The following is a 25313-nucleotide window of genomic DNA, read 5'->3' on the forward strand; positions in this document are numbered from 1 at the left end:
CTTATTCCCCTGCCTGAAGTAATGACCGAACATCGACCAGATGCCCCGCTACCGCCGCCGCCGCAACCATCGCCGGACTCATCAAATGCGTTCTTGCTCCAGCGCCCTGTCGTCCAGGGAAATTACGGTTCGTACCTGATGCACAGCGATCGCCGGGCGACAACACATCTTCATTCATCGCAAGGCACATTGAGCAACCTGACTGTCGCCATTCAAAACCGGCAGCAATAAAGATTTTCGCCAGTCCTTCTTCTTCCGCCTGGCGTCTGACCATTGTTGAACCGGGCACAATGATCCCGCGAACATGGCTGGCAATTTTGCGCCCTTCAAGCACCTTCGCAACGGCACGCAAATCCTCAATGCGACCATTTGTGCATGAACCAATAAAAGCGTGAGAGATACGAATATCTTTCAGCAACATGCCAGCCGTTAATCCCATGTAATGAAGGGCCTTCTCAAGCGCCAGGCGTTTAAGCGGATTGGTTTCCTGTTCCGGGAAAGGGACACGTCCGGTGATGGAACCCGTTTGATCCGGACTGATTCCCCAGGTGACTTTAGGCTCAAGATCATGGCAGTTGATCGCCACCGTCTTATCAAAGACCGCATCAGCATCGCTGCTCAACTGTGACCATTCCAGCAATGCCTGCTGCCAGAGTTCACCTACAGGCATTTGCGGTTTACCATAGATATAGTCAAAAACCTTTTTATCCGGCGCAATAATGGCACCACGCGCCCCCGCTTCTACCGCCATGTTGCAGAGCGTCATTCGTCCTTCAACGCTCAACGCGCTGATGGCCTCCCCCTCAAATTCAATGGCATATCCGGTCGCGCCATCAGCGCCAATACGTTCAAGCAATTCAAGAACAATATCTTTTGCGGAACAGGCGAAAGGTAGCTCTCCCTGAACGCTTACGCGCATGGTTTTGAGCTTGCGGTAAACCAGCGTCTGTGTGGCCAGCAGATGTTCAATTTCCGACGTCCCGATACCAAAGCCCAGCGCGCCAAATGCACCGTAGGTTGTCGTGTGACTATCCCCGGCGGCGATCACCATGCCAGGCATCACTAGCCCTTGTTCATGAGCAACCACGTGTTCAATCCCCTGACGCGGATCCAGCACATCAAATAATGTGATGCCAAAGTCAGCGGCATTTTCCCGAAAGTAATCAACCTGTAGCTGTCCTCCCGGATCGGTCATTAAGACATCCCGTTGCGACCGGGTAGGATTAACATGGTCAATATTCAATAAAAACGTGTCGGGGTGCCGAACGGTGCGACCGCGTTCTCTTAACCCGCTAAATGCCTGCGGGCTGGTATATTCATTCAGTATTGAACGATCAATATAAAGTAAAACATGTCCTTCGTTATCAAGTTCACGAATGGTATGTGACTCAACTAATTTCTCATACAGCGTTTTAGCAGACATATATATTCCTGGAGCAACGAATATCCGGGTAGCCAAATATTCACAATTTAAGCTTTTAGCTATAGTGACACATTAATGAAAAAATGATGATTCCATTATGGAAAGTATAAAAACACACTTCGTGTCTATAATCAGAAACTCTCCTGAACTGACTGTGTTTTGATTTGCGGTTGTTTCTCATATTTTGCGAAAATAAACCGGCAGATAAATAATCCTATCCCCAACATCACCAGACATGATACCGCAATAGCATTCCATCCCTGCCAGGAGAAAAGATACCCGTTTAAATACCCCATTACTGCACCGCCAGAGTAGTAGCAAAGCAGATAAAACGATGTCGCCTGTCCTTTTGCTTTTGGACTCCGTGAACTGACCCAGGCTAATACGGTGGAATGAGCAGAGAAAAATGCGACTGACAGTAAAACGATACCTGAAATGAAAACCCACAGAGAGGGGGCGATCAGCGTGAGAAATGCACCGACCATCATACAGATGATCAGCATACTGAGCGCATTCATCGACCCAATATTCAACGCAACACGAGCAGCATATGGCGCAAGAAAAAAAGTTAATGAGAAGCTGACTGGAATCAAACCTATCCAGGTGTAGCTCAGCTCATAAGGCGGTCGATGCAGGTAAAACGCCAGAAAATTAAAGATGGACGTAAAAGAGCCAAAAAGAATAAATCCAATGATAAAACATAATGATACGCGGATATTCTTAAAATGTTCCAACCCACCTTTCAACACTGCACCAAGCTGTAGTGAAGGTGTAGGAACAAACAGTCGGGATGTCGGGAGAAACAACTTCACTGCGAGTGCCATAGCAATCAGAACACCACCGAAGATAAAGAAAATCGTATCTATAGATACGTGCTCCATCATTAAAGTTGCAAACACACGACCAGACATACTCCCTAGCGAATTGCCGAAAATAAAATATCCAGTAACAATCCCTGCCAAAGCTGGAGAGACTTCTTCACTGATATAGACTGTAACGGCCGCCGTAATACCACTTACTGCAATGCCGAGCAAAGCGCGGTATACCACCAGCATCGGCCATGATGATGCGGTTGCGCACAGTAGAGTTAAAATACCTCCTGCCAGCAACGAATAAAAAATGATTGGCTTTCGCCCAAAACGGTCAGATAACGTGCCGCTAAATAACATGGCTAATGCCAGAAACCCCATCTCAGCAGACAAAATCATCCCTACCTGATTCAATGGGATATTATAAACCTCACTTAACTTTGGTAATAAAGCTTGGATTGAATATAAAGACGCCAACTCTGCCAACCCCGCCAAAGGTAATATCATTAAAATAGGTAAGTACTTACCTATTGTCTCTTCAATATTATTTTTCATACACAATGTTCCGTAAAAGATCCTGATTGCCACCTGTCTGTTTGCCAACAAACATCCGCGTATACAATATTTATCTTTTACGTTTACAGAATTGACTGCGTTCACATTTTATTTTTCTTAATAGAGACAAAATGGAATCAAGTGTTTTATGAAATGTAGATCATCTAAGAATGACGCGGTAATGGCAACGTAGTAAGTTATGAACTATATATTTATTCAATAAATATATAGACATTAATTTGACGAATAGAAATGGATCGGCAGTCCAAAACTGTCACTGGCAACCCCATTTGGACGCCGCCATCCTGGGATGGAAACGTCCGTTAGAGTTTAATTCGATAGTCAGCTCACACTAGCTCTTTGAGCTGCTCCTGCATATAGGTTGAAAAATACTCTGGGTTCTTGATAAGGATGCGGTTACCGGAGGCGACTTTCTCTGCCCATCCGGCCACTTTTTTCGTGAACTCGGGATTCCATCCCTCTTGCTCACCCCGTGCCATCACAACTTCCGGACTCGCTGGCACACCTAAGTCATGCAAATACTTTAAGATTCCCTTAGCGGTGCTTTCATCCATTGAATGGGGTACTGACGCCGAAGTGTTCATACCACCAATAAAATCCAATGCTTTCTCAATTGCTGTTGGCATGCTCTTATCCTTAAAATTAACCACGTGAGAGACACATTTATACTATGTACCCAACTCCGCCGGGATATCAAAGAGAACATCGCCTTTATTTGACTTACCCCGCAGCTAAACGCTTGCGCGGCTGTTTTCTGCGCTATTTTTTTGCTTCTCCAGCTAAAACCAGTCCTGTTGCCACCGCATTACGCGGCCCTTCGGTACCTCGAATATTGCCCTGCCCGGCGACAACGCCGTAATGCGCCAGCGCATCGGTGATCATCTGCGGGATTTCGAAATCCAGCGAAGAACCGCCTACCAGCACCACGAACGTCATATCGCGAATAGAGCCTCCGGGTGACACCTGGCGTAACGCGCGCAGGCAGTTGATCACAAAAACCTTCTCTTTAGCCTGTCGGCGCACCAGACGGATTTTTTCCAGCGAAGTCTGGTTATCTACCGGGATCAGCTCGCCCTCTTTCAAGTACACCACTTTGGCGAATACTGACGGACTGAGCGGTTCGCGGAAAAACTCCACCGCACCGTTCTCATGGCGAATGCTGAACAGGCTCTCCACTTTTGCCAGCGGGTATTTTTTAATTTCCTCCGCCAGAAATGCATCGCTTAAGCCCAGCTCAGTTTGAATCAACAGGCTGACCATATTCCCCGCGCCGGCCAGATGTACCGCTTTCACTACGCCGTCGCTATTGATGACGGCGGCATCGGTAGATCCTGCGCCTAAGTCGAGGATCGCCAGCGGTGCAGCGCATCCGGGCGTAGTTAACGCCCCCGCCACGGCCATGTTGGCCTCCACGCCACCCACCTCAACCAGAGTGTTTAACCGGACGCTAAGCTCACTGGCGATGGCCTGCATCTGTAAACGATCGGCTTTCACCATCGCCGCAATGCCCACGGCGTTCTCCATTGAACACTCTCCGGCGATGCCGCCCTGCACCTTGCGCGGAATAAATGTATCGACCGCCAACAGATCCTGAATATGCACCGTGTTCATGTCATGACCGGTCAGCGAGGCCATCACCTTACGCACCCGCTCCAGCATGCCGCCTGCATGCGTGCCTGCTTCACCACGAATATCACACACGGGCGCGCAGGCGCTCATCGCCTGCATAATAGCCTGCGCGCCTTGCGCTACGTCGGCTTCACCGCCACGCTTTTCACCACGGATAAAGATCTTACCCGCCGGGATCACTCTTGATCGCACATCGCCCTGCGGGGTTTTCAGCACCACGGCGGAACGGTTGCCAATCAGCGCTCTGGCAATGGGGACGATAGTTTGCGTTTCCTCAGGGGTCAGGGCAAAGAAGGTCGCGATACCGTAAGGATTCGACAGTACCCGCACCACCTGTCCCGGGGCCGCCACTTCCACCGCCGCCAGCACGCCTTCCGGTACCTTCTCCAGCAGAGTGACTTCATCAACCACCGGCATTGGCCGACGCAGGCGATTATTCACCAGCACGCCATCATCCTTTTTCAGGATGGCCGCCACCACGTTGACACCGCGATCCAGCGCTTCATTGATAAACCAAACCGCCTCAAGGAAATCCATATCCTCACCCACCAACGGTATCCAGCCTTGGGCAAATCGATCCTCGCTCAACGCTGCCAACTTCTCTACAGCGATGGTGGTTCCCATACCCACGCCAGCGCCGCCGGGCGTTTGCGGGTTATGGCCAATCATTGTTGATTCGGTAATGATGGTTTCAGTGATGGTTTCCATCGCCACATCGCCAATCACTGGTGCGGCCTCGTTGATGCAGATTTTTGCCACGTCCTGCAGCGACCACGGCGTTTTATCCAGCGCCTGCTGCAGGGACGCGACTACCCCGGCGATATTATCCCGCGTGCCTTTCATCCCGGTCGTGGCGACAATCCCGCTGCCGATAAACCGGCCATCCTGCGCCAACGCCACTTCGGTAGTGGCGTTGCCGATATCGATCCCTGCAATTAACGGCATGCTGCCTCCGTCACTGACTGCCTTTACGCAGCTTATTTCTCTGCTGGTATACCTCTGCCGATTCGCGGACAAACCCGGCGTTCACCCTGGCGTGCCAGGTGTGTTCCAGTTCATCGGCAATAGCCTGCAACTCGGCAAACGAAGAACGAAACGGCCGTAGCGCGTTGTAGATCTCCAGAATGCGGGCATCCGGGATCGCAATCAGTTCTGCCGCACGACGAAAATTGCGCGCCACGGCATGACGCTGCATCTGCTCGGCAATCTGCGCCTGGTACTCCAGCGTTTGCTGAGAAATACGCACATCCTGTGGTCCTACGCGGCCCGCCAGCACATTCTCAAGGGTAATGTCGGTTAGCGGCTTACCGGTAGGCGTCTGGATTTTCTCCGGGCAGCGGGTGGCTAATGGGTAATCCTGCGCGGTCATGATGTTGTCGTTCATGGTCATTCCCTTACCAGTGCAATATGCAACGTGACAGGCGCAGCATCCTGCACCACGTGTTTGGTTTCTTTGATATGAAACAGCGCGGCCTTGGCCATAAATTTAGGGCGCACCATCTGGTCATTGACCACTGGCACCGGAGAAGGCGACTCTTTACGTGCATATCGCGCGGCGTTTTTACCAATCTGACGATAGGTTTCCAGCGTCAGCAGCGGAGCCTGAGAAAACAGTTCCAGGTTACTTAGCGGCAGCAGATCGCGCTGATGAATCACCGTGGTTCCTTTCGACTGGATACCAATCCCAATGCCTGAGCCGCTGAGATTTGCCGCATCCCATGCCATAAAAGAAACATCCGAGGTGCGCAGGATCCTCACTACCCGCGCATGTAACCCCTCTTCTTCGATGCCTGCAACCAGCTCTTTCAAAATCGCGTTGTGCGGCATATCAATCAAGGTTTTATGCTGATACTTAGCAAAGGCCGGGCCGACGCCAATCACCACCTCATCCACGCGTTCATCCGCGTTAGCCGCCTCGCCTTCGCTCACCTGTAAGGTGAAAACCGGCTTACGTTCAGTTGTGCATTCCACTGTGTACCGCCTTATTCGATCGAGCCGGGCTGAACCACGCCCGCAATATTTTTAATTTCCGCCCAGCGTTCGGCACTGATGCGATAGCCGGTACCTGGTCCCTGATAATCATTGATGTCGTTGACGGCGCTGACGACGTCGAACTGGCGATCCAGAATGGCCGACGTTTGCAGGTAATCACCGGTAACACGCTGTCTCAGCATGTTGAGGATATTGCTGGCGATGTCTTCGAAGCCGCTGCAACTCAACGCGCCGACGATATCCAGCCCGGTGATATTGCGCTTCATCATCTCTTCCACGGCAGCCAAATCCTCAACCACATTACGCGCAGGCATATCTTTGCTGCCGTGAGCATAAGTAGCGGCTTCGACTTCTTCATCGCTAATCAGCGGCAGGCCCAGTTCGCGGAACACCGCCTGAATGGCGCGTGCGGCCTTATTGCGAATGGCGATGGTTTCCTCTTCCGTGACCGGCCGCAGACCGCCGTCAACCATCAGATCGCGTTGCAGAATGTTGTAATCATCGAAATCTTCAGCGTCGAAGTTCGATCCGGCAAACATGTTGTCGTAGTTGGGTACCGCGCTGTAACCGGAGAAAATAAAGTCGGTACCCGGCAGCATCTGCATCAGGGTACGGGCAGTACGGCGAATATCGGAGTGGGAAAAGGTTTGGTCATTGGCGGAGGCCACTTCAAGGTCGAGCATTGAGGCAATCAGGTTTTCCGCCAGCACTGCGCGGATCCCTGACGGCACAGCGCCGGTCATGCCGATACAGCTGACCGCGCCGTTTTGCAGCCCCTGTACGCCCGCGCCTTTAGTGATAAAAATGCAGCGTGACTCCAGATAAAGCATCGATTTACTTTCGGAATAGCCCATCAGCGCCTCCGAGCCGGTGCCGGAGGTGTAGCGCATCTTCAGGCCACGCGACGCATAAGCCGAGGCGAGAAATGCTTTGGACCACGGCGTGTCATCACCGTCGGTAAACACCGATTCTGTGCCATATACCGACACCGTTTCGGCGTAGCTGGTAAGCCCACGCATGCCCAGCTCCAGCTCCGTGGCCTCTTCAACGGAACATTGCGTCAGCACACCGGGGCGACCACACTGGGAACCCACCAGCAGTGCCAGGGCGTTAAACGGCGCGTAGCGGGCAATCCCGACCGTCGTTTCCTGCTCGGAAAAGCCGCGGATCCCCGCTTCAGCAGCGTCGGCGGCAATCTGTACCGGGTTATCTTTCAGGTTAGTCACGTGGCACTGGTTGGAGGGAGTGCGTCTGGCGCGCATTTTTTGTAGCGCCATCATCATCTCCACCACGTTCATTTGCGCCATCACTTCCACCGCTTTCGCCGGGGTGATGGCGGTGGTAATGGCAATAATTTCTTCCCGACTGACATGGATATCCACCAGCATTCTGGCGATCTCCAGCGCATCGAGTTGCATGGCGCGCTCCGCCTCGGCCACGTTAATCGCATAGTCGGCAATGAAACGGTCGATCATGTCGAACTCGGCGCGGCTCTTACCGTCCAGCTCAATAATACGACCATTTTCCACCTTCACCGACGACGCCGGATCGTAGGGGCTTTCCATGGCGATCAGCCCCTCTTCAGGCCATTCGCCAATCAGCCCATCCTGATTTACAGGCCGCTTCGCAAGCACTTCGAATCGTTTTGATCTTCTCATGATTTATTGACTCAAAAGGTAAAAAATAGGGACGCCGGGCCATATTGCCGGGGATACAACACCCGACATTCGCCTTTCATCAGCAATGGCCGAACTCTAAATGAGCCAAGCAATAAAAAAATAAAATTAATTTCGTTCCAATTTGGCACCTAATAAAAACACATCGTTCCATATTGAAACGCAATTCAGGAATATCCATCGTTAATTGTGACGAGGTTAAATGATCATTATCAATAAACGCAAAACCGGGAAGGTAAATTTGATATTCCTGAAATTTCCGTCCTATTGACTTAATAACGTACGGCGAGAAAATAAGGTAAAGCCAATGATAAAAATAGCTGTTGCGCGATATGTTTCGTGACCTCAGCCCTACAACATTTTCAGGAGAGATTGTGAATAAGAGCCAACAAATTGCCACCATTACGCTGGCGGCTGCAAAAAAAATGGCGCAGGCCGTTGAGGCTAAAGCGCTTGAGATCAACGTTCCGGTGGTCTTTTCCGTGGTGGATCACGGCGGGAATACGCTGCTAATGCAACGCATGGACGATGCGTTTGTCACCAGCTGTGATATCTCTCTTAATAAAGCGTATACCGCCTGCTGCCTGCGCCAGGGCACCCATGAAATTACCGACGCGGTACAACCGGGTGCTTCGCTATATGGTTTGCAGCTTACCAACCAACAGCGCATTGTTATTTTCGGCGGCGGCTTACCTGTCATATTAAACGGTAAATTAATTGGTGCCGTTGGCGTTAGCGGCGGTACCGTCGAACAAGACAGATTATTAGCAGAAACCGCACTGAATTGTTTCTCTGAATTATAATTTAAATCTAAGAAGGTATATTATGAGCTATCGTATGTTTGATTACCTGGTGCCAAATGTGAACTTCTTTGGCCCCAATGCTATTTCCGTTGTCGGCGAACGCTGCAAACTGTTAGGCGGTAAAAAAGCGCTGCTGGTTACTGATAAAGGTCTGCGGGCCATTAAAGACGGTGCTGTAGATAAAACCCTCGCCCATCTACGTGAAGCGGGCATTGACGTGGTGGTTTTTGACGGCGTTGAACCCAACCCAAAAGACACCAACGTGCGTGACGGCCTGGAAGTTTTTCGCAAAGAGCATTGCGATATCATCGTTACCGTTGGCGGCGGTAGCCCGCATGACTGCGGTAAAGGCATCGGTATCGCGGCGACTCACGGAGGTGATCTCTACAGCTATGCCGGGATTGAAACCCTGACCAACCCGCTGCCGCCTATCGTTGCGGTGAATACCACTGCCGGTACCGCCAGCGAAGTCACCCGCCACTGCGTGCTGACCAATACCAAAACTAAAGTGAAGTTTGTGATTGTCAGCTGGCGCAACCTGCCATCGGTCTCCATTAACGATCCGCTGCTGATGCTCGGCAAACCCGCCCCGCTGACCGCCGCAACAGGGATGGATGCCCTGACCCACGCCGTGGAAGCTTATATTTCCAAAGATGCCAACCCGGTCACTGACGCCGCCGCTATTCAGGCTATTCGCCTGATCGCACGCAACTTGCGTCAGGCCGTAGCACTGGGCAGCAACCTGAAAGCTCGCGAGAACATGGCCTACGCTTCTCTGCTGGCGGGTATGGCTTTCAACAACGCCAACCTCGGCTACGTTCACGCAATGGCGCATCAGCTTGGCGGTCTGTACGACATGCCACACGGCGTGGCGAATGCCGTACTGCTCCCGCACGTGGCGCGCTATAACCTGATCGCTAACCCGGAGAAATTTGCCGATATCGCAGAATTTATGGGCGAAAACACTGACGGACTTTCCACCATGGATGCCGCCGAACTGGCCATTCACGCCATTGCCCGTCTCTCCGCTGACATCGGCATTCCGCAGCATTTGCGCGATCTGGGCGTCAAAGAAGCCGATTTCCCGTACATGGCGGAGATGGCACTGAAGGACGGCAACGCCTTCTCTAACCCGCGCAAAGGGAACGAGAAAGAAATTGCCGAGATCTTCCGTCAGGCATTCTGATAACGCAGGGGGCGCAATGTCACTTTCATCACCGAGCGTACATCTGTTTTATCACTCACGCTGGCAGGATACTCGCGTGCTTGATGAGCTGTGCTGGGGACTGGAAGAGCAAGGCGTCCCTTGCCGGGCAATCTGTTGCGACGAGCATGACTGCGCGCTGGCATTGAGCAAACTTGCGGCCAAAAGCTCAACGCTACGTGTCGGTCTGGGTCTTAACGCCACGGGTGATATTGCGTTAACCCACGCCCAGTTGCCCGAAGATCGGGCGCTGATCCGTGGGCATATCCGCGCCGGAGCAGCCCAGCTCCGCGTCCTCGGTGCTAATGCCGGTCAACTGGTTAAAGTACTTCCCTTCAGCGAGATAAATTAAATGTACCGCATCTATACCCGAACCGGCGATAAAGGCACGACCGCGCTGTTTGGCGGCAGCCGTATCGACAAAGACGACATCCGCGTTGAGGCCTATGGCACGGTGGATGAACTGATTTCCCAGCTTGGCGTCTGCTATGCCAGCACGCACCAGGCTGAACTACGCCAGGATCTGCACGACATGCAAAAGATGCTGTTTGTACTGGGTGCGGAACTCGCCAGCGATGAGAAAGGACTCGCTCGCTTACAACAGCGTATTGGCGATGAGGATATTCAGGCGCTGGAGCAGCTTATTGACCGCAATATGGCGCAAAGCGGCCCGCTCAAAGAGTTTGTTATTCCGGGGAAAAATCTGCCATCGGCACAGCTACACGTCGCGCGAACCCTGGCGCGCCGACTGGAGCGGGTCCTTATCGCGATGAGCAGAACGCTGACGTTACGCGATGAACCCAGACGCTATATCAACCGACTGTCAGACGCGCTGTTCTCGATGGCGAGAATTGAAGAAACTAGTCCAGATGCTTGCGCTTAAACTGGCTGGCATCAATGTCGTACTGCTTCATCTTGCGCCACAAGGTAGTGCGACCAATGTTCAGCAGTTGCGACATCTCCTGTACGCGTCCGCTGGTGACGCGAGCAGCATGGATAATCGCCTCTTTTTCGATAGCGGTAAAGGTCAGACTGGCTGGCAGCAGTGAAGACGCCGTCTCCAGACCAGGACGTTCGGCAAACAGATAATCCGGTAGATTGCTCAGCCGAATATGGCCGTTATCACTGCTGATGGCGATGTTTTCGATAATGCTGTTCAGCTCAAAGTCATTGCCCGGCCACGAATAGGCCACCAGCTGTGCCAGCGCGTCGTCGTCGATCTTCAAACTGGATGAAAAGCGTTTTTTCAGGCTATTCAGCCGCGTATAAATCAGCGAGGGAATACTGTTACGCCGCGCCCGCAGCGGGGGGATCACTATCTCAAAAGAGTGCAGCGCGTAATACAGCTGACGGCTAAAGCGGTTTTGCTCCACCAGATTGGCGAGATCAACCGTGGTGGTGGCGATCACTTTGACATCCACCGGAATCAGCCGACGGGCATCCAGGCGGGTTAATACCCCCTGCTTGATCACCTGTAACAGCGCGGATTGCAGCTCCGGCGCCAGATATTCAATTTTTTCCAGAAACAGCGTGCCGCCGTTCGCCAGTTCAAGACGGCTCAACCGGCCATTTTCATCGTCGGTGGGCGCACTGCCCATAAAATCCTGCCCCAGCACGCTGTTGGCATACAGCTGACAGTTCACGGCGATATACGGCCCGCTGGCGCGCTCGCTTTCATTGTGAATGGCCTGACTCAGCAGCTCCTTACCAACGCCCTCTTCTCCGCACAGCAGGATCGGGAAACTCCCCCTCGCTGCCTGGCGTCCAAAGTGGATCAAGCGGCGGGTTTCCGGATCGTCAGTCGACATCTGCTCAAAGGTGTGACTCACCTTGCCGAGCTGGCTGGTCATCAGCTGGCGCATTTGCTCTACCGGATGCAGCAGCAGGATAAAGCTGTTGCCCTGCTCCTCAACAATCGGTTTCAGGGTGATGACGGCATCAACAAACTGATGTTGGCTTTCAAAGGTAACTTCGACGTGATTCAGGCCGCGGGCATGTTTGATCGCCCGGCGCAGCAGCATGGGGAGATTGAGAAGATCGTGAATGTTTTTCCCCTGACTGGCCTGCGCATCGAGATGCAAAAGCAGCGCCGCACGCGCATTGAGGAACTGCAATACGCCCTGTTCGTTCCAGGCCATCACACCATCATCCATACTCTCCAGCAGCCCGTACATCTGGTTCAGATGGCGGTTGGATTCAGCCAGCAGGCTGTCGGTCAGCAAAGAGTTGCCGACTTCTCTGGCAATCGCCAGCGTCAGGGATAAATCAGAAACGCACTCATGCTCTACCAGACAACACAGCGAGATGGAGCCGAACAGTCGACCATGGTTATCGAAGACCGGCGTCGAGCAGAACGACCACGGATGCAGCGCCTGTTTAAAATGCTGATCGCCAGAGGTTTTTGTCGGCTGTCCCGGCATCGTCGCCAGTGACAGGGCACAACTGCCAATGATGCTTTCCGCACAGTAGCTGCCGTCGCGAAACCCAAGCTCCGCCAGCTGTTCCACCGTCTGCGGATCACCGCAACGGCTGAGAATACAGGCTGATTCATCCAGAATCAGCAGCGCGCACGGTCGGCCGTCCATAAACTCCCAGGCATCTTCCAGCGCAGCCTGAGCAATCGTCAGCAGCGCCGTCTTGCGACGACAAATCGACTCAAAGGTCAGCCCCTGTGCCTGATGCGGCGCCTGCCAGGTTTCCCGCTGCATAAACTTGCTGCAACGATGCCATGACTGGGCAATGACTGAAGAGACTTCCTTCCCGATGCTATGCGTGTGCGCCGTCATATCCCTTTCCGCTGTTTAACCATAGACAACCCCTCCGGCAGAGACTGTCAGAGGGGAGAAGATGCCGGATAAAAACCTACCGACGACTGATTAACGCGCCAGCCACTGCTGTCCCAGCAGGTCTGCCGTCAGAATAGCGGCATGTACGCTTTCAGGCGTTACCGGGAACGGCATATTGTGGATGGTTTCACCTTCTGCACAGGTCGCTTTCGCCACCGCCATGATCTTGCTGTCAACGTCTTCTTTCACACCCATTTCCGCTAACGTTACCGGCAGGCCTACTTTCTGACAGAAATTCAGCACGGTTTCGATCTCTTCCATCGGGCTGTTTTGCAGCACCAGTTGCGCCAGCGTACCAAAGGCGACTTTTTCACCGTGGTACAAATGGTGGCACTCTTCCAGAATCGTAAAGCCGTTGTGGATCGCATGCGCCCCTGCCAGACCGCTGCTTTCAAAACCGATGCCGCTGAGGTAAGTGTTAGCTTCGACAATACGCTCCAGCGCATCGGTCACCACGCCGGCCTGCGCGGCAAAACGTGCCTTCTCGCCTTCCGCCAGCAGGGTATCATAGCACAAGCGCGCCAGGCTCAGCGCCGCCACGGTGGACTGTCCGCCCGCCATGCTGGTCGCTCTGGCGTCATAACAGGCTTTCGCTTCAAACCAGGTCGAGAGCGCATCGCCCATCCCGGCCACCAGCAGACGTACCGGCGCTTTGGCAATGATTGCAGTGTCCATCACCACCATATCCGGGTTTTTCGGGTAGATAAGATACTCTTCAAACTCACCGGCTTCGGTATAGATAACGGACAGCGCGCTGGTTGGCGCATCGGTAGACGCGATAGTCGGGATCACCACCACTGGCAACTTCTGGTAGTAGCCAATCGCTTTGGCGGTATCCAGCGTTTTCCCACCACCAATCCCAACCACGCCGCGGCAACCGTGCTGTTTCAGAATGGCAATCAGGCGATTAATTTCAACATGGCTACATTCACCGTTAAAGCGTTCCGCATGGCAGCTAATGTCGTGGCTGTGCAGGCCGTTGAGTACTTTCTCTCCCGCCAACTTCATCACGAAGTCATCCGCAATCACGAAAAAGCTGTCCGCCAGATTTTTAGCGTATTGACCAAACAAGGTGGAAGCGTCAGGACCCTGGAGATATTTGGCTGGAGATTGAATAACTTTTAGCATTCCTTTCATCCTCAAATAAGTACATGTTTTTACATGGTGAGCCCTGGCGTTAACCTGTTTGGCCTGATGCTGACGGCGAAAACGGGAGGTACCGGAGCGATGCAATAACTGTATGGCGAGGCGTGCACAAAAAAATCTTTCGTCTTTTTGTTCTGATATGAAACAGATAAAAACGACACATGTTTCATATTGGAACGCTTAACCATAAAAAATATAAGGTTTGCGATCCCGATCCTTTCATTTGCCATCAAATCTCCGGCACAGACGAATCTCACTTTCTCTTATACCCACTCACTTGCCAAAATACCGGTAAAAAAAAGCTGACAGTACCGTGTGACCTGCATTCATCGCGAGAGGAAAAAGTCGAGCGAGCTCGCATTGTGGTCGTTCCCCGTTCTTTTCGGTTTCATTTCGGAACAAAAAACAATAACAACGTTCCGTAATGAAACTCATTTTAACGTTGTTTTTTTCCACGCTGACTTCGCCAGAATCTCTCTATCGCCTCCGCACCATGACCATACTTCCGGGGGTTTGTCTTACACTCAACCTCAAGGAGCCGTTATGTCTCAATTCTTTTTTAATCAACGCACCCATCTCGTAAGCGACGTCATCGACGGTACGATTATCGCCAGCCCGTGGAATAACCTGGCGCGTCTGGAAAGCGATCCAGCCATTCGCATCGTGGTCCGTCGTGACCTCAACAAAAATAACGTGGCGGTCATTTCCGGCGGCGGTTCAGGGCACGAACCCGCGCACGTTGGGTTTATCGGTAAAGGTATGCTAACCGCCGCAGTCTGTGGCGACGTGTTCGCTTCCCCGAGCGTAGATGCGGTACTGACCGCCATTCAGGCGGTAACCGGTGAGGCGGGCTGTTTGTTGATCGTGAAAAATTACACCGGTGACCGTCTTAATTTCGGTCTTGCCGCCGAGAAAGCCCGTCGCCTTGGTTACAACGTCGAAATGCTGATTGTCGGCGATGACATCTCCCTGCCGGATAACAAACACCCGCGCGGCATTGCGGGAACCATCCTGGTGCATAAAATCGCGGGCTATTTTGCCGAACGCGGCTACAACCTCGCCACCGTCCTGCGTGAAGCGCAATACGCGGCCAATAACACCTTCAGTCTGGGCGTTGCGCTTTCCAGCTGTCATCTGCCGCAAGAAACCGACGCCGCCCCGCGTCATCATCCGGGCCACGCGGAGCTGGGTATGGGCATTCACGGCGAACCAGGCGCCTCGGTTATCGACACCCAGAACAGTGCGCAGGTGGTGAGCCTGATGGTGGATAAACTGCTGGCTGCCCTGCCTGAAACCGGCCGTCTGGCGGTGATGATTAACAATCTTGGCGGCGTTTCTGTTGCCGAAATGGCCATCATTACCCGCGAACTGGCCAGCAGCCCGCTGCATCCGCGTATCGACTGGCTGATTGGCCCGGCCTCGCTGGTTACCGCGCTGGATATGAAAGGCTTTTCACTGACGGCCATCGTGCTGGAAGAGAGCATCGAAAAAGCGCTGCTCACCGAGGTGGAAACCAGTAACTGGCCGACGCCGGTCCCACCGCGTGAAATCAGCTGTGTACCGTCATCTCAGCGTAGCGCACGCGTGGAATTCCAGCCTTCGGCGAACGCCCTGGTGGCCGGGATTGTGGAGCTTGTCACCACAACCCTTTCCGATCTGGAGACCCATCTTAATGCGCTGGATGCCAAAGTCGGCGATGGCGATACCGGTTCAACCTTTGCCGCAGGCGCGCGGGAAATTGCCAGCCTGCTGCATCGTCAGCAGTTGCCGCTGGATAACCTTGCCACGCTGTTCGCGCTGATTGGCGAACGTCTGACCGTGGTGATGGGCGGTTCCAGCGGTGTGCTGATGTCTATTTTCTTTACCGCTGCGGGGCAGAAACTGGAACAGGGAGCTAACGTTGCCGAAGCCCTGAATACGGGACTGGCGCAGATGAAGTTTTACGGCGGCGCAGACGAAGGCGATCGCACCATGATTGATGCGCTGCAACCGGCCCTGACTTCGCTGCTCGCACAACCGAAAAATTTGCAGGCCGCATTCGACGCCGCGCAAGCGGGAGCCGAACGAACCTGTTTGTCGAGTAAAGCCAATGCGGGTCGCGCATCGTATCTCAGCAGCGAAAGCCTGCTCGGAAATATGGACCCCGGCGCGCACGCCGTCGCGATGGTATTTAAAGCGCTGGCAGAAAGTGAATTGGGCTAAGCCATAAGTGCCTGATGCGCTTCGCTTATCAGGCCTACGAGTGCAAACCTTTGTAGGCCGGATAAGGCAACGCCGCCATCCGGCAGAACGTTAACGATAAACGCGGATCCCGCCCTCTACGCCGCGGCTAAACAGCACCTGCCAAAGCTCAATATCTCGGGCTCGGAAAGCCCCGGCGCAGGCACATAAATAGTAATTAAACATTCTTCTGAAGGTGGCGGAATAACGTGATGACAGCTCCGGCCAGGCCTGATTAAAGCGCTCATGCCAGGCCATCAGCGTTTTATCATAATCGCTACCGAAGTTATGCCAGTCCTCCATCACAAACCGTGATTCGCTGGCCTCGGCAATATGGGAAATTGCCGGTAAGCAGCCGTTCGGGAAAATGTATTTATTGATCCACGGATCGACGCTCATCCCTTTTTTATTGCTACCAATGGTATGCAGCAGGAACAGTCCGTCCGGTTTTAAACAACGGTCGGCGATGCTGAAATAGGTGTCGTAGTTTTTCGGCCCGACGTGTTCAAACATCCCCACGGACACAATGCGATCGTAGTGTTTATCAAGATCGCGATAATCCTGCAGCAGAATGTTAACGTCCAGCCCTTCACAGCGCTGCTGCGCCATTTTCTGCTGCTCTTTGGAAATGGTAACGCCTTCTACCGCCACGCCATAATGACGCGCCGCATATTCCGCCAGCCCGCCCCAGCCACAACCGATATCGAGTAAACGCATACCCGGTTTAAGCTGCAGCTTCTCGCAGATCATTTTTAATTTGGCATTTTGCGCATCGTCTAATGTGGTCGCGTCTTTCCAGTAACCGCAGGAATATTGCATATGCGGATCAAGCATCAGTGCAAAGAGATCGTTACCAATATCATAATGTTCTTTACCGACGATCCATGCACGACTACGTGACTGCAAATTAAACAGGCGCGCGCTGGCAATGCGTAAAATATCTTTCAGATTACCAGGCATCTGCTGGTCGAGTTTTGCTCTCAGGATTTTACAGAACAGAATATCGAGCCGTTCGCAGTCCCACCAGCCTTCCATATAGCTTTCGCCAAGCCCTAACGAGCCTTGTTGCAATACCCGTTTAAAGAAACCGGTATGATGAAGTTGAATGTCCCAGGCGCGCGAGCCATTAATTCTGATATCCGCTTGCGAAAGCAGCTCTTTTCCCATTCGGGTCCAGTTATCATTTGTTTCATTGACGATGACAGCATCTGAACAAAGCGAGTTCATGGTATTTACCAAAAGTGGGCTAAAAATTATTACGCAAGATTATTATGGAAAAAAGAGTGTATGTATTATGATCCGCGGACAAGATCTATCGAGTAGCGGACACACCATCGGGAGCATTGACGATTCATTTATGGAAACTCTCGCGCAAAAACAGTGGAACTCCTTCCCGGATAACTCCATGACCGAACTGCCGCAGGACGTATTCTTTCGCTCATATGTCCTGGAAGCCAACCACCATGTACCGCAGCATTCACACTCTTTTATGCAGTTTCATTTCGCCCGCAAAGGCAGCATGCGCATTGATGTTGCCGGTAAGTGCTGGATAATCCCGGCGCATTATGGCATTTGGATCCCAAATAATACGGAGCATGCGGTTTGGGCATTAGATGATGTGTATTTAGAAAATCTGGATATTAAACCGGGCTTTCTTGAAGAGAGCATCAATGAATGCAAAGTAGTGGCTATCAGTGATTTCGCCAGAGAGTTTATTCATTACGCCACGAATTCAATTTCAGGCCATTATGATAGTCAGTCAAAAGAGGGCAAGCTGGTTAGTGTGCTGGTCGATATTATTCTGCAACTCCCGGAAGTCGCTTTTGTATTACCCTGGCCGCAGGATCGCGAATTAACCAAAGTCTGCCGAACAATACAAGAATCCCCCGCACTGGAGCATTCTGTTGAATACTGGGCGCAGCATCTGGGTATGTCTGCCCGTACCTTTTCACGCCATTTCAAAAAAGAAACCGGATTGCCTTTCAGTGTCTGGAAGCAAAAAATGCGAATACTTGAATCGGTATTAATGCTGAAGAAAAATAAAAGCATAACCGCCGTGGCACTCGACGTTGGGTATTCAAGCACCGCGGCATTTAGCTACGCATTCCGCCAGGCGTTTGGCGTTCCGCCCTCTAATTACTGATTAACGGCGTTGATGCCAGTAAGCCGCTGCGCGAACCCGTTGCTGATCGAACGCCTCGGTTTCAAAACGAGCACTCAGGTTTTTGACCACCTTGCCTTCGCCGGTGATCCAGATGAAATAATCGTCTGCGGGCACGCTTAGCCGCGATAAGTGTTCATTCACCGCCTGCTCGTCATGGCCGATAAACCACTGAAGAGTAAATCCGTCGAGATGGGCAAAATAGTCCTGGTACGCCGCATCCTGCACGCTAACCAGCGCCGTAACGTGCGGACGTACCGCCAAACGGCAGAGCGACTCCAGGCGTCGGCGCAACGCGGGCATTCCCGACTCATCACACACGTAAACCTGATACGCATAGTCCTCTGGTACCACCAAAGAACCGCGCGGCCCGCCGATCGTAAGCTTGTCACCCTCACGGGCATTCATCGCCCATGTACTTGCCACGCCGCCGTCATGAATATAGAAATCCAGTGCCAGCTCATGGCGCGTTTCGTCATACAACGGCGTGTAGTCACGGGATAACGGACGTACGCCGTCAGCCCAGACAATGCCTTCATCGGTGACAACCGGCGGTACAAAATGGCTGCCCGGTTCAGGGAAAAAGACCTTGGTATGGTCGTCAAAGCCGCGTGAGCTAAAACCGTCCAGAGCGTCACCGCCCAGTACAATACGCTGAAAGCCCGCGCTAATACGCTCTACGCGCAGGACAGTAAGTTCTCGAAAACGCAGTTCATTGCGAACGCGCTGTGGGTAGCGTGAGGTGTTTTTTGTCATTTTTTCGCCTTGTGAAGATAATACGATATATCTAAATTGATTTTTTAAATGATAATGATTGCTAATCAAAAATATTGCAAGCATTTTTTGATATAGTTAAATTATGATTACCTGACTATCACATCCATTTAAAAACATTTAATAATCATCACGTTATACAGTATATGATTTGTAGACTTGCAAACTGATATTTTTTAGATATAAATTAGATATATCTAAACAACATCAGGAGACGATGATGCAAAACCATCATGAAGGTTGCTGTAAGCACACAGAGCACCAACACGAAGGCTGCTGCAAGGGTGAAGGACATCACCATGAAGGCCGCCACAACGAGCACCATGCAGGTTGCTGCAAAGGTGAAGAACATCGCCATGAAGGCTGTAACAAAGAACACCACCACGAGCAGGGTTGCGGGCATCGCCACGGTCGTGGCGGCGGCGGTGGTCGTCGTCAGCGGTTCTTCGGCCACGGCGAATTACGCCTGGTGATTCTGGATATCTTGACCCGCGACGCCAGCCACGGCTATGAGCTGATTAAAGCGATTGAAACCCTGACCCAGGGTAATTACACCCCAAGCCCGGGCGTTATCTATCCAACACTGGATTTCTTGCAGGATCAGGCACTGATCACCGTCAGCGACGAGGAAGGTGGGCGTAAACAGATTGCGATCACGACCCAGGGCCAGCAGTGGCTGGATGAAAACCGTGAACATCTGGAACATATCCACGAACGGATTAAAGCCCGCTGCGTGGGTTTTGAATTACGCAAAAATCCACAGATGAAACGCGCGCTGGAAAACTTCAAAGCCGTGCTGGATCTACGCGTCAATCATGGTGATACCAGCGATGCGCAGATCAAAAAAATCATCGGTATTATCGATCGCGCTGCGCTGGATATTACTCAGCTGGATTAATCTGCACAGCAGGCGGAACCCGTATGCCCGACGTTCCGCCTGTATTTTTAGTATTAATGCAGCACCGTAACCGCATCTTCCAGACGACCCGCGCGATGTTTCACCATCGCGGAAATCTGCGCACTCTCTTCAACCAGTTCGGCGTTTTTCTGCGTAATGTTGCTCAGCTCATTCACCGCGCGGGTCAGGCTGGAAAGACCATCTGACTGTTCTAGCGTGGAGTGGCTGATTTGGGCGATCAGTTGAGTGACGTTTTGCACCTGCGCCACAATATCGTCCATCGTGCGCCCTGCGGCGTGAACCTGGTCAGATCCGGACTGCACCTTGTCAGCGCTGGCATCAATCAGCTTGCGGATATCATTGGCTGCACTGGCGCTACGGCTAGCAAGATGACGTACTTCTCCCGCCACCACGGCGAACCCTTTCCCTTGCTCGCCCGCCCGCGCGGCTTCAACAGCGGCATTCAAAGCCAGAATGTTGGTCTGGAAGGCAATATCGTTAATCAGCGTCGTAATGGTGCCGATCCGCTGGGTGCTGTTGGCGATATCGTCCATGGTTTTGATGACGGTATCCATCGCCTCACCGCCGTGCGTTGCCGCGCTACTGGCGGCAATAGAGAGCTTATCGGCCGCGGCGGCGGTCTCTGAGTTTTGTTTCACCGATGCTGCCATCTGATTCATGGTGGTCACCGTTTCCTGCACGTTCTCGACAGTCTGCTGCGTATGCTTGTTTAAATCGTCGCTGCCTTTCGCCAGCGTTTCGCTGTCGCTGCGCACGCAACTCACCTGGCTGGAGACGTCGTGAATGAGCCAGCGACACATTAATCCAAGTTGGCCCACTGCTCGTAGCATCAGGCCCAGTTCATCACTACGGTTAAGATGCGACACGCTGTTCCGCTCACCGGTCGCCACTTTCAGAGCCTGACGGGTGACATTCTCAATAGGACGCACAATTTGCCATTCGAAAATAGCCGTTCCCAGCACCATCACCAACGCGCTCATCAGCAGTAACGGCCATTCGGCGCCCATCTGCTGCAATGTGGCCGCTAGCAGGACAAACATGAATGCCATCACGCTGCGTACCCGCCAGCGAATCGGCATCGCCGGCAGTTTACCCAGCCAGCCTTTGCGTACCACCAGCCCTTTATGAATACGCCGGTTGCAACGCCCTTCGTTCAGCGCTTTATATAAAGGCTCTACTGCCGCAATTTCCTCGTCAGTTGCCCGGGTACGAATCGACATATACCCGGTCACGCGTCCTTCCCGCATCATCGGCACCGCATTGGCCCTCACCCAGTAGTGATCGCCATTCTTACGCCGGTTTTTCACAATCCCGCTCCATGGCTCGCCCTGCTTCAGGGTGTACCACATATCCGCAAACGCCGCTTTTGGCATGTCCGGATGACGAACCTGATTGTGCGGCTTATCGAGCAATTCATTCAGCTGATAGCCACTGACCTGGACAAATGTATCGTTCGCATGGGTGATATAGCTTTGTAAATCGGTGGTAGACATGAGGGTGATATCATCATCCAGCGGTGTATTTTGCTGACTAACGTAGGGATGAGAAGACATGATTGCGTCCTGTGCAGGTTATCTGGTTGTTAACTCTTTCGGCTTATGTTATTTCGGCGATAATTTTTTTATCTTTAGTTGTTAAATTTGATTTAGATCGCAATTTGCGATTAAACCTCAAAATCTGTACGCATTCTAATCCATTGATTTAAAATACTTTCATCTAGTAACTATTCAACGTCACTTCTACCAGCGCACCGTCACAGTGCAAATCTTGCCCATTTTTAGCGCAAATTTACGTTTATTCGACCTGTTTTCAGGCTCCTTACTTGGGCAAAATGCCAGCAAATGTTAAATCACGGCATTAAATGTTGCGCAAATGAGATATTTCCTGGTGTTTATCCCGATTTTTGCTAAGCGCGCCGGAATGGCGCAATCCCTGCAATACTTAAATCAGTATCATGTGATACGCGAGCTCCGGGAGCATATTTTGAACAGGTTACCTTCCAGCGCATCGGCCCTGGCCTGCAGCGCACACGCACTGAATCTCATCGAAAAGCGCACGCTTGATCATGAGGAAATGAAATCATTGAACAAAGAGGTGATTGAGTACTTCAAGGAGCATGTCAATCCGGGGTTCTTAGAGTATCGAAAATCTGTAACTGCAGGCGGGGATTACGGAGCCGTAGAGTGGCAAGCGGGAAGCCTGAATACGCTTGTCGACACCCAGGGGCAAGAGTTCGTCGATTGCCTGGGTGGTTTTGGAATTTTCAACGTGGGGCACCGTAATCCAGTCGTGGTTTCCGCCGTACAGAATCAACTCGCGAAACAACCTCTGCACAGCCAGGAGTTACTTGACCCTCTGCGGGCCATGCTGGCAAAAACTCTCGCCGCACTGGCGCCCGGTAAACTGAAATACAGTTTTTTCTGTAACAGCGGGACCGAGTCGGTTGAAGCCGCCCTGAAGCTGGCGAAAGCGTATCAATCGCCGCGCGGTAAATTTACGTTTATTGCCACCAGCGGCGCATTCCACGGTAAATCACTGGGCGCGCTGTCCGCCACAGCTAAATCCACCTTCCGTAAACCCTTTATGCCGCTGCTGCCGGGCTTCCGTCATGTGCCGTTTGGCGATATTAACGCGATGCGCACCATGCTCAGCGAGTGTAAAAAGACCGGTGACGATGTCGCAGCCGTGATCCTCGAACCCATCCAGGGTGAAGGCGGGGTGATCTTGCCGCCGCAAGGCTATTTGACCGCCGTTCGTAAACTTTGCGATGAGTTTGGCGCGCTGATGATCCTTGACGAAGTGCAAACCGGCATGGGGCGTACCGGCAAAATGTTCGCCTGCGAACACGAAAACGTGCAGCCCGACATTATGTGTCTGGCCAAAGCGTTGGGCGGCGGTGTGATGCCCATTGGCGCGACCATTGCCACCGAAGAGGTGTTCTCCGTCCTGTTCGACAATCCTTTCCTGCATACCACCACCTTTGGCGGCAACCCGCTCGCTTGTGCAGCTGCGCTGGCCACCATTAACGTCCTGCTGGAGCAAAATTTACCGGCTCAGGCGGAGCAGAAAGGCGATATGTTGTTGGATGGTTTCCGCCAGCTTGCGCGGGAGTACCCGGACCTGGTGCATGATGTACGCGGTAAGGGCATGCTGATGGCGATTGAGTTTGTCGATAATGAAATCGGCTACAACTTTGCCAGTGAGATGTTCCGCCAGCGGGTGCTGGTTGCCGGCACGCTTAACAATGCAAAGACGATCCGCATCGAACCGCCGTTGACGTTAACGATCGAGCAATGCGATCTGGTATTGCGATCGACGCGCAAAGCCCTGGCAGCATTACGGGTGAGCGTGGAGCAAATGTAACAACCTTACCCGGCCTATAAAAGACAATCTTTTGTAGGCCGGATAAGGCGTAGCCGCCATCCGGCAATTAGCCTGACTTAAACAATCCGCACACCAGCAGGCATAAGGCGTTCTGGCGTCAACAGTACGCTTTCACTGCCATCGTCGGTTTCCGCGCACAGCAGCATGCACTCTGATGTCTCACCGCGCATTTTGGCCTTTTGCAGATTACACAGCACCACCACCGTTTTGCCCATCAGCTCCTCTTCTCTGTAGTAAGGCACCAGGCTGGTTACGGTTTGCAGCGTACGCTCTCCCACATCTACCTGTACGATATACAGCTTATCGGCATTGTCATGGCGCTTTACCTGTGCGATTTTTCCAACACGTATTTCCATTCGGGCAAAATCAGCAAATGCGACGGTATCCATTATTTTCTCCTTTGGTAAAGCTTTACTAAATATTAGCAAAATATTTTCCGAGCATTGTTCTCAAAAGCGGGAAAATGATGTACTCATCACACTCTGAAAGCCCAGTTTTACCCCGAGCATGTCAATTAATCATGTTTTTTTTACTGAAAACAGATGAATAGATAAGCACTTCATTTACAATGCGCAGGTAACTCAGGGAAAAGGCAAACATGGCAACACTTAAAGACATCGCAATCGAAGCTGGCGTGTCCCTGGCGACAGTGTCCCGGGTTTTAAACGATGACCCCACGCTGAATGTAAAAGAAGAGACTAAGCATCGCATTCTGGAGATCGCGGAAAAGCTGGAGTACAAAACCAGCAGCGCCCGAAAGAACCAGACCAGCGCGCTCGGCCCCCAGCATATTCTGGCGCTCTACAGCTATCAGCAAGATTTGGAAATCAACGATCCTTACTACCTCGCGATCCGCCATGGGATTGAAACCCAGTGTGAGAAACTCGGGATCGAACTGACCAACTGCTATGAGCACAGTGGTCTGCCGGAGAGCAAACACATTACCGGCATTCTTATTGTCGGCAAGCCTTCTCCCGCTCTGCGCGAGGCGGCAACAGCACTTACCGACAATATCTGCTTTATCGATTTCCATGAATCCGGCAGCGAATATGACGCCGTCGATATCGATCTGGCCCGCATCAGCAAAGAGAGCATCGACTTCTTCATTGCCCAGGGCGTCACCCGCATTGGCTTCATCGGTGGCGAAGACCAGCCAGGCAAGGCCGATATCCGCGAAGCCGCGTTTGTCGAATACGGTCGTCTGCAGCAGGTCGTTTCTGAACAGGACATCTATCGCGGCGGTTTCTCCAGTTCATCAGGCTATGAACTGGCTAAAGAAATGCTGGCGAAACCCGACTATCCCAGCGCCCTGTTTGTGGCTTCAGACTCGATTGCCATTGGCGTTCTGCGCGCCATCCACGAGCGCGGTCTGAATATTCCGCAGGATATTTCGCTGATTAGCGTTAATGATATCCCAACGGCGCGTTTCACCTTTCCTCCGCTTTCCACCGTTCGCATCCATTCGGAAATGATGGGCAGTCAGGGCGTCAACCTGCTGTTCGAAAAAGCCCGTGACGGGCGTGCGCTCCCCCTGCTGGTTTTTGTTCCCAGCAAGCTGAAACTGCGCGGCACCACCCGCTGAAATCCCCCGTTAACCCGCCCGGTTTCTTCTGATGCCGGGCGCGCATTGTCATGCATTCTTTTCCGCGTCCGAATTATTTTCGTGATCCAGTTAAAGTAAATCACTTCACTTGCTATATTTTAGTAAAAGTTTTACTAAAATCACCATCAATTACACTTACCCACCATTA

22 protein-coding genes are annotated in these 25313 nt (G+C 52.3%); 9 read left to right on the plus strand and 13 right to left on the minus strand.

The features are described 5' to 3' along the window. Position 1: 1 nt before the first annotated feature. The 7 genes from leuC to OGX94_RS13220 form a co-directional block, all read right to left on the minus strand. The gene (leuC, locus tag OGX94_RS13190; protein ID WP_149335548.1) at positions 2 to 1423 is read right to left on the minus strand and encodes a 3-isopropylmalate dehydratase large subunit; all 1422 of its coding nucleotides are present in this window, start codon (positions 1421 to 1423) and stop codon (positions 2 to 4) included. 131 nt (positions 1424 to 1554) lie between these two features. Beyond that, entirely contained in the window at positions 1555 to 2793 is a 1239-nt protein-coding gene (locus OGX94_RS13195) for an MFS transporter (protein ID WP_257662150.1), read from the minus strand. Between the two features lie 341 nt (positions 2794 to 3134). Beyond that, positions 3135 to 3458, minus strand: coding sequence for a DUF1889 family protein (locus tag OGX94_RS13200; protein ID WP_001573898.1), 324 nt, complete (start codon positions 3456 to 3458; stop codon positions 3135 to 3137). Between the two features lie 109 nt (positions 3459 to 3567). Next, positions 3568 to 5382, minus strand: coding sequence for a diol dehydratase reactivase subunit alpha (locus OGX94_RS13205; RefSeq protein ID WP_286569383.1), 1815 nt, complete (start codon positions 5380 to 5382; stop codon positions 3568 to 3570). A gap of 10 nt (positions 5383 to 5392) precedes the next feature. Beyond that, positions 5393 to 5821, minus strand: a complete 429-nt coding sequence (locus OGX94_RS13210) for a diol dehydratase small subunit (protein WP_003828498.1) — start codon at positions 5819 to 5821, stop codon at positions 5393 to 5395. A gap of 2 nt (positions 5822 to 5823) precedes the next feature. Next, complete coding sequence (locus OGX94_RS13215; RefSeq protein WP_003828500.1) at positions 5824 to 6408, minus strand: propanediol/glycerol family dehydratase medium subunit; 585 nt, start codon at positions 6406 to 6408, stop codon at positions 5824 to 5826. Positions 6409 to 6419: 11 nt separating this feature from the next. Continuing rightward, positions 6420 to 8087, minus strand: coding sequence for a propanediol/glycerol family dehydratase large subunit (locus OGX94_RS13220; RefSeq protein ID WP_003828502.1), 1668 nt, complete (start codon positions 8085 to 8087; stop codon positions 6420 to 6422). Between the two features lie 392 nt (positions 8088 to 8479). Between OGX94_RS13220 and OGX94_RS13225 the strand changes: the two genes are divergently transcribed. From OGX94_RS13225 to OGX94_RS13240, 4 genes are read left to right on the plus strand one after another with little or no spacing between them, the layout of a single operon-like run. Further along, on the plus strand, positions 8480 to 8908 hold the full coding sequence (locus OGX94_RS13225; protein ID WP_003828504.1) for a GlcG/HbpS family heme-binding protein: 429 nt from the start codon (positions 8480 to 8482) through the stop codon (positions 8906 to 8908). A 22-nt stretch (positions 8909 to 8930) separates the two neighbouring features. Next, positions 8931 to 10094 (plus strand): 1,3-propanediol dehydrogenase, encoded by a 1164-nt coding sequence (gene dhaT, locus OGX94_RS13230; protein ID WP_257662125.1) that lies wholly within the window; start codon positions 8931 to 8933, stop codon positions 10092 to 10094. Positions 10095 to 10110: 16 nt separating this feature from the next. Further along, positions 10111 to 10464, plus strand: a complete 354-nt coding sequence (locus OGX94_RS13235; protein WP_257662126.1) for a glycerol dehydratase reactivase beta/small subunit family protein — start codon at positions 10111 to 10113, stop codon at positions 10462 to 10464. After that, on the plus strand, positions 10465 to 10995 hold the full coding sequence (locus tag OGX94_RS13240) for a cob(I)yrinic acid a,c-diamide adenosyltransferase (protein ID WP_003828509.1): 531 nt from the start codon (positions 10465 to 10467) through the stop codon (positions 10993 to 10995). On the opposite strand, the gene dhaR is transcribed toward OGX94_RS13240, so the two are convergent. Beyond that, on the minus strand, positions 10973 to 12898 hold the full coding sequence (gene dhaR, locus OGX94_RS13245) for a dihydroxyacetone kinase operon transcriptional regulator DhaR (RefSeq protein WP_003828512.1): 1926 nt from the start codon (positions 12896 to 12898) through the stop codon (positions 10973 to 10975). The two genes, OGX94_RS13240 and dhaR, sit on opposite strands and share 23 nt — an antisense overlap. Positions 12899 to 12988: 90 nt before the next feature. Beyond that, positions 12989 to 14086, minus strand: a complete 1098-nt coding sequence (locus tag OGX94_RS13250; protein WP_257662127.1) for a glycerol dehydrogenase — start codon at positions 14084 to 14086, stop codon at positions 12989 to 12991. A gap of 561 nt (positions 14087 to 14647) precedes the next feature. Between OGX94_RS13250 and OGX94_RS13255 the strand changes: the two genes are divergently transcribed. Continuing rightward, a complete protein-coding gene (locus OGX94_RS13255; protein ID WP_149384525.1) occupies positions 14648 to 16306 on the plus strand; it encodes a glycerone kinase in 1659 nt (552 codons plus the stop codon). Positions 16307 to 16396: 90 nt separating this feature from the next. On the opposite strand, the gene cfa is transcribed toward OGX94_RS13255, so the two are convergent. Further along, a complete protein-coding gene (gene cfa / locus OGX94_RS13260; protein WP_032934180.1) occupies positions 16397 to 17551 on the minus strand; it encodes a cyclopropane fatty acyl phospholipid synthase in 1155 nt (384 codons plus the stop codon). Between the two features lie 67 nt (positions 17552 to 17618). Here cfa and OGX94_RS13265 point away from each other — a divergent pair, with 67 nt between their 5' ends. After that, positions 17619 to 18467, plus strand: a complete 849-nt coding sequence (locus OGX94_RS13265) for a helix-turn-helix domain-containing protein (RefSeq protein WP_063941822.1) — start codon at positions 17619 to 17621, stop codon at positions 18465 to 18467. Here OGX94_RS13265 and OGX94_RS13270 read toward each other — a convergent pair whose 3' ends face one another. Beyond that, a complete protein-coding gene (locus OGX94_RS13270; RefSeq protein WP_149281702.1) occupies positions 18468 to 19241 on the minus strand; it encodes a siderophore-interacting protein in 774 nt (257 codons plus the stop codon). Positions 19242 to 19476: 235 nt separating this feature from the next. Here OGX94_RS13270 and OGX94_RS13275 point away from each other — a divergent pair, with 235 nt between their 5' ends. Beyond that, positions 19477 to 20157: a PadR family transcriptional regulator gene (locus tag OGX94_RS13275; RefSeq protein WP_165612482.1), complete on the plus strand. Its 681-nt coding sequence runs from the start codon at positions 19477 to 19479 to the stop codon at positions 20155 to 20157. 53 nt (positions 20158 to 20210) lie between these two features. On the opposite strand, the gene OGX94_RS13280 is transcribed toward OGX94_RS13275, so the two are convergent. Beyond that, complete coding sequence (locus OGX94_RS13280) at positions 20211 to 21731, minus strand: methyl-accepting chemotaxis protein (protein ID WP_286569392.1); 1521 nt, start codon at positions 21729 to 21731, stop codon at positions 20211 to 20213. A gap of 430 nt (positions 21732 to 22161) precedes the next feature. On the opposite strand from OGX94_RS13280, the gene ygjG reads away from it, so the two are divergent. Further along, a complete protein-coding gene (ygjG, locus tag OGX94_RS13285; RefSeq protein ID WP_057067552.1) occupies positions 22162 to 23541 on the plus strand; it encodes a putrescine aminotransferase in 1380 nt (459 codons plus the stop codon). Positions 23542 to 23618: 77 nt separating this feature from the next. Here ygjG and OGX94_RS13290 read toward each other — a convergent pair whose 3' ends face one another. After that, positions 23619 to 23951, minus strand: a complete 333-nt coding sequence (locus OGX94_RS13290; RefSeq protein WP_003828529.1) for a tRNA-binding protein — start codon at positions 23949 to 23951, stop codon at positions 23619 to 23621. 209 nt (positions 23952 to 24160) lie between these two features. On the opposite strand from OGX94_RS13290, the gene ebgR reads away from it, so the two are divergent. Then, positions 24161 to 25144 carry a transcriptional regulator EbgR gene (ebgR, locus tag OGX94_RS13295; protein WP_032945068.1) on the plus strand — a complete coding sequence of 328 codons (984 nt, stop codon included), beginning with the start codon at positions 24161 to 24163 and terminating at the stop codon, positions 25142 to 25144. Positions 25145 to 25313: the final 169 nt, after the last annotated feature.

Source organism: Citrobacter sp. Cpo037, assembly GCF_030332945.1.
GTDB classification, from domain to species: Bacteria; Pseudomonadota; Gammaproteobacteria; order Enterobacterales; family Enterobacteriaceae; genus Citrobacter; species Citrobacter portucalensis.

Bases quoted from the DNA above. Each gene is read 5' to 3' on its own strand.
- OGX94_RS13220 (WP_003828502.1), bottom strand. From the start codon at position 8,087: ATGAGAAGATCAAAACGATTCGAAGTGCTTGCGAAGCGGCCTGTAAAT.
- OGX94_RS13290 (WP_003828529.1), bottom strand. From the start codon at position 23,951: ATGGATACCGTCGCATTTGCTGATTTTGCCCGAATGGAAATACGTGTT.
- ebgR (WP_032945068.1), top strand. From the start codon at position 24,161: ATGGCAACACTTAAAGACATCGCAATCGAAGCTGGCGTGTCCCTGGCG.
- OGX94_RS13205 (WP_286569383.1), bottom strand. From the start codon at position 5,382: ATGCCGTTAATTGCAGGGATCGATATCGGCAACGCCACTACCGAAGTG.
- leuC (WP_149335548.1), bottom strand. From the start codon at position 1,423: ATGTCTGCTAAAACGCTGTATGAGAAATTAGTTGAGTCACATACCATT.
- OGX94_RS13280 (WP_286569392.1), bottom strand. From the start codon at position 21,731: ATGTCTTCTCATCCCTACGTTAGTCAGCAAAATACACCGCTGGATGAT.
- OGX94_RS13275 (WP_165612482.1), top strand. From the start codon at position 19,477: ATGATGCAAAACCATCATGAAGGTTGCTGTAAGCACACAGAGCACCAA.
- OGX94_RS13255 (WP_149384525.1), top strand. From the start codon at position 14,648: ATGTCTCAATTCTTTTTTAATCAACGCACCCATCTCGTAAGCGACGTC.
- OGX94_RS13270 (WP_149281702.1), bottom strand. From the start codon at position 19,241: ATGACAAAAAACACCTCACGCTACCCACAGCGCGTTCGCAATGAACTG.
- OGX94_RS13250 (WP_257662127.1), bottom strand. From the start codon at position 14,086: ATGCTAAAAGTTATTCAATCTCCAGCCAAATATCTCCAGGGTCCTGAC.
- OGX94_RS13265 (WP_063941822.1), top strand. From the start codon at position 17,619: ATGATCCGCGGACAAGATCTATCGAGTAGCGGACACACCATCGGGAGC.
- OGX94_RS13240 (WP_003828509.1), top strand. From the start codon at position 10,465: ATGTACCGCATCTATACCCGAACCGGCGATAAAGGCACGACCGCGCTG.
- cfa (WP_032934180.1), bottom strand. From the start codon at position 17,551: ATGAACTCGCTTTGTTCAGATGCTGTCATCGTCAATGAAACAAATGAT.
- dhaR (WP_003828512.1), bottom strand. From the start codon at position 12,898: ATGACGGCGCACACGCATAGCATCGGGAAGGAAGTCTCTTCAGTCATT.
- dhaT (WP_257662125.1), top strand. From the start codon at position 8,931: ATGAGCTATCGTATGTTTGATTACCTGGTGCCAAATGTGAACTTCTTT.
- OGX94_RS13210 (WP_003828498.1), bottom strand. From the start codon at position 5,821: ATGAACGACAACATCATGACCGCGCAGGATTACCCATTAGCCACCCGC.
- OGX94_RS13235 (WP_257662126.1), top strand. From the start codon at position 10,111: ATGTCACTTTCATCACCGAGCGTACATCTGTTTTATCACTCACGCTGG.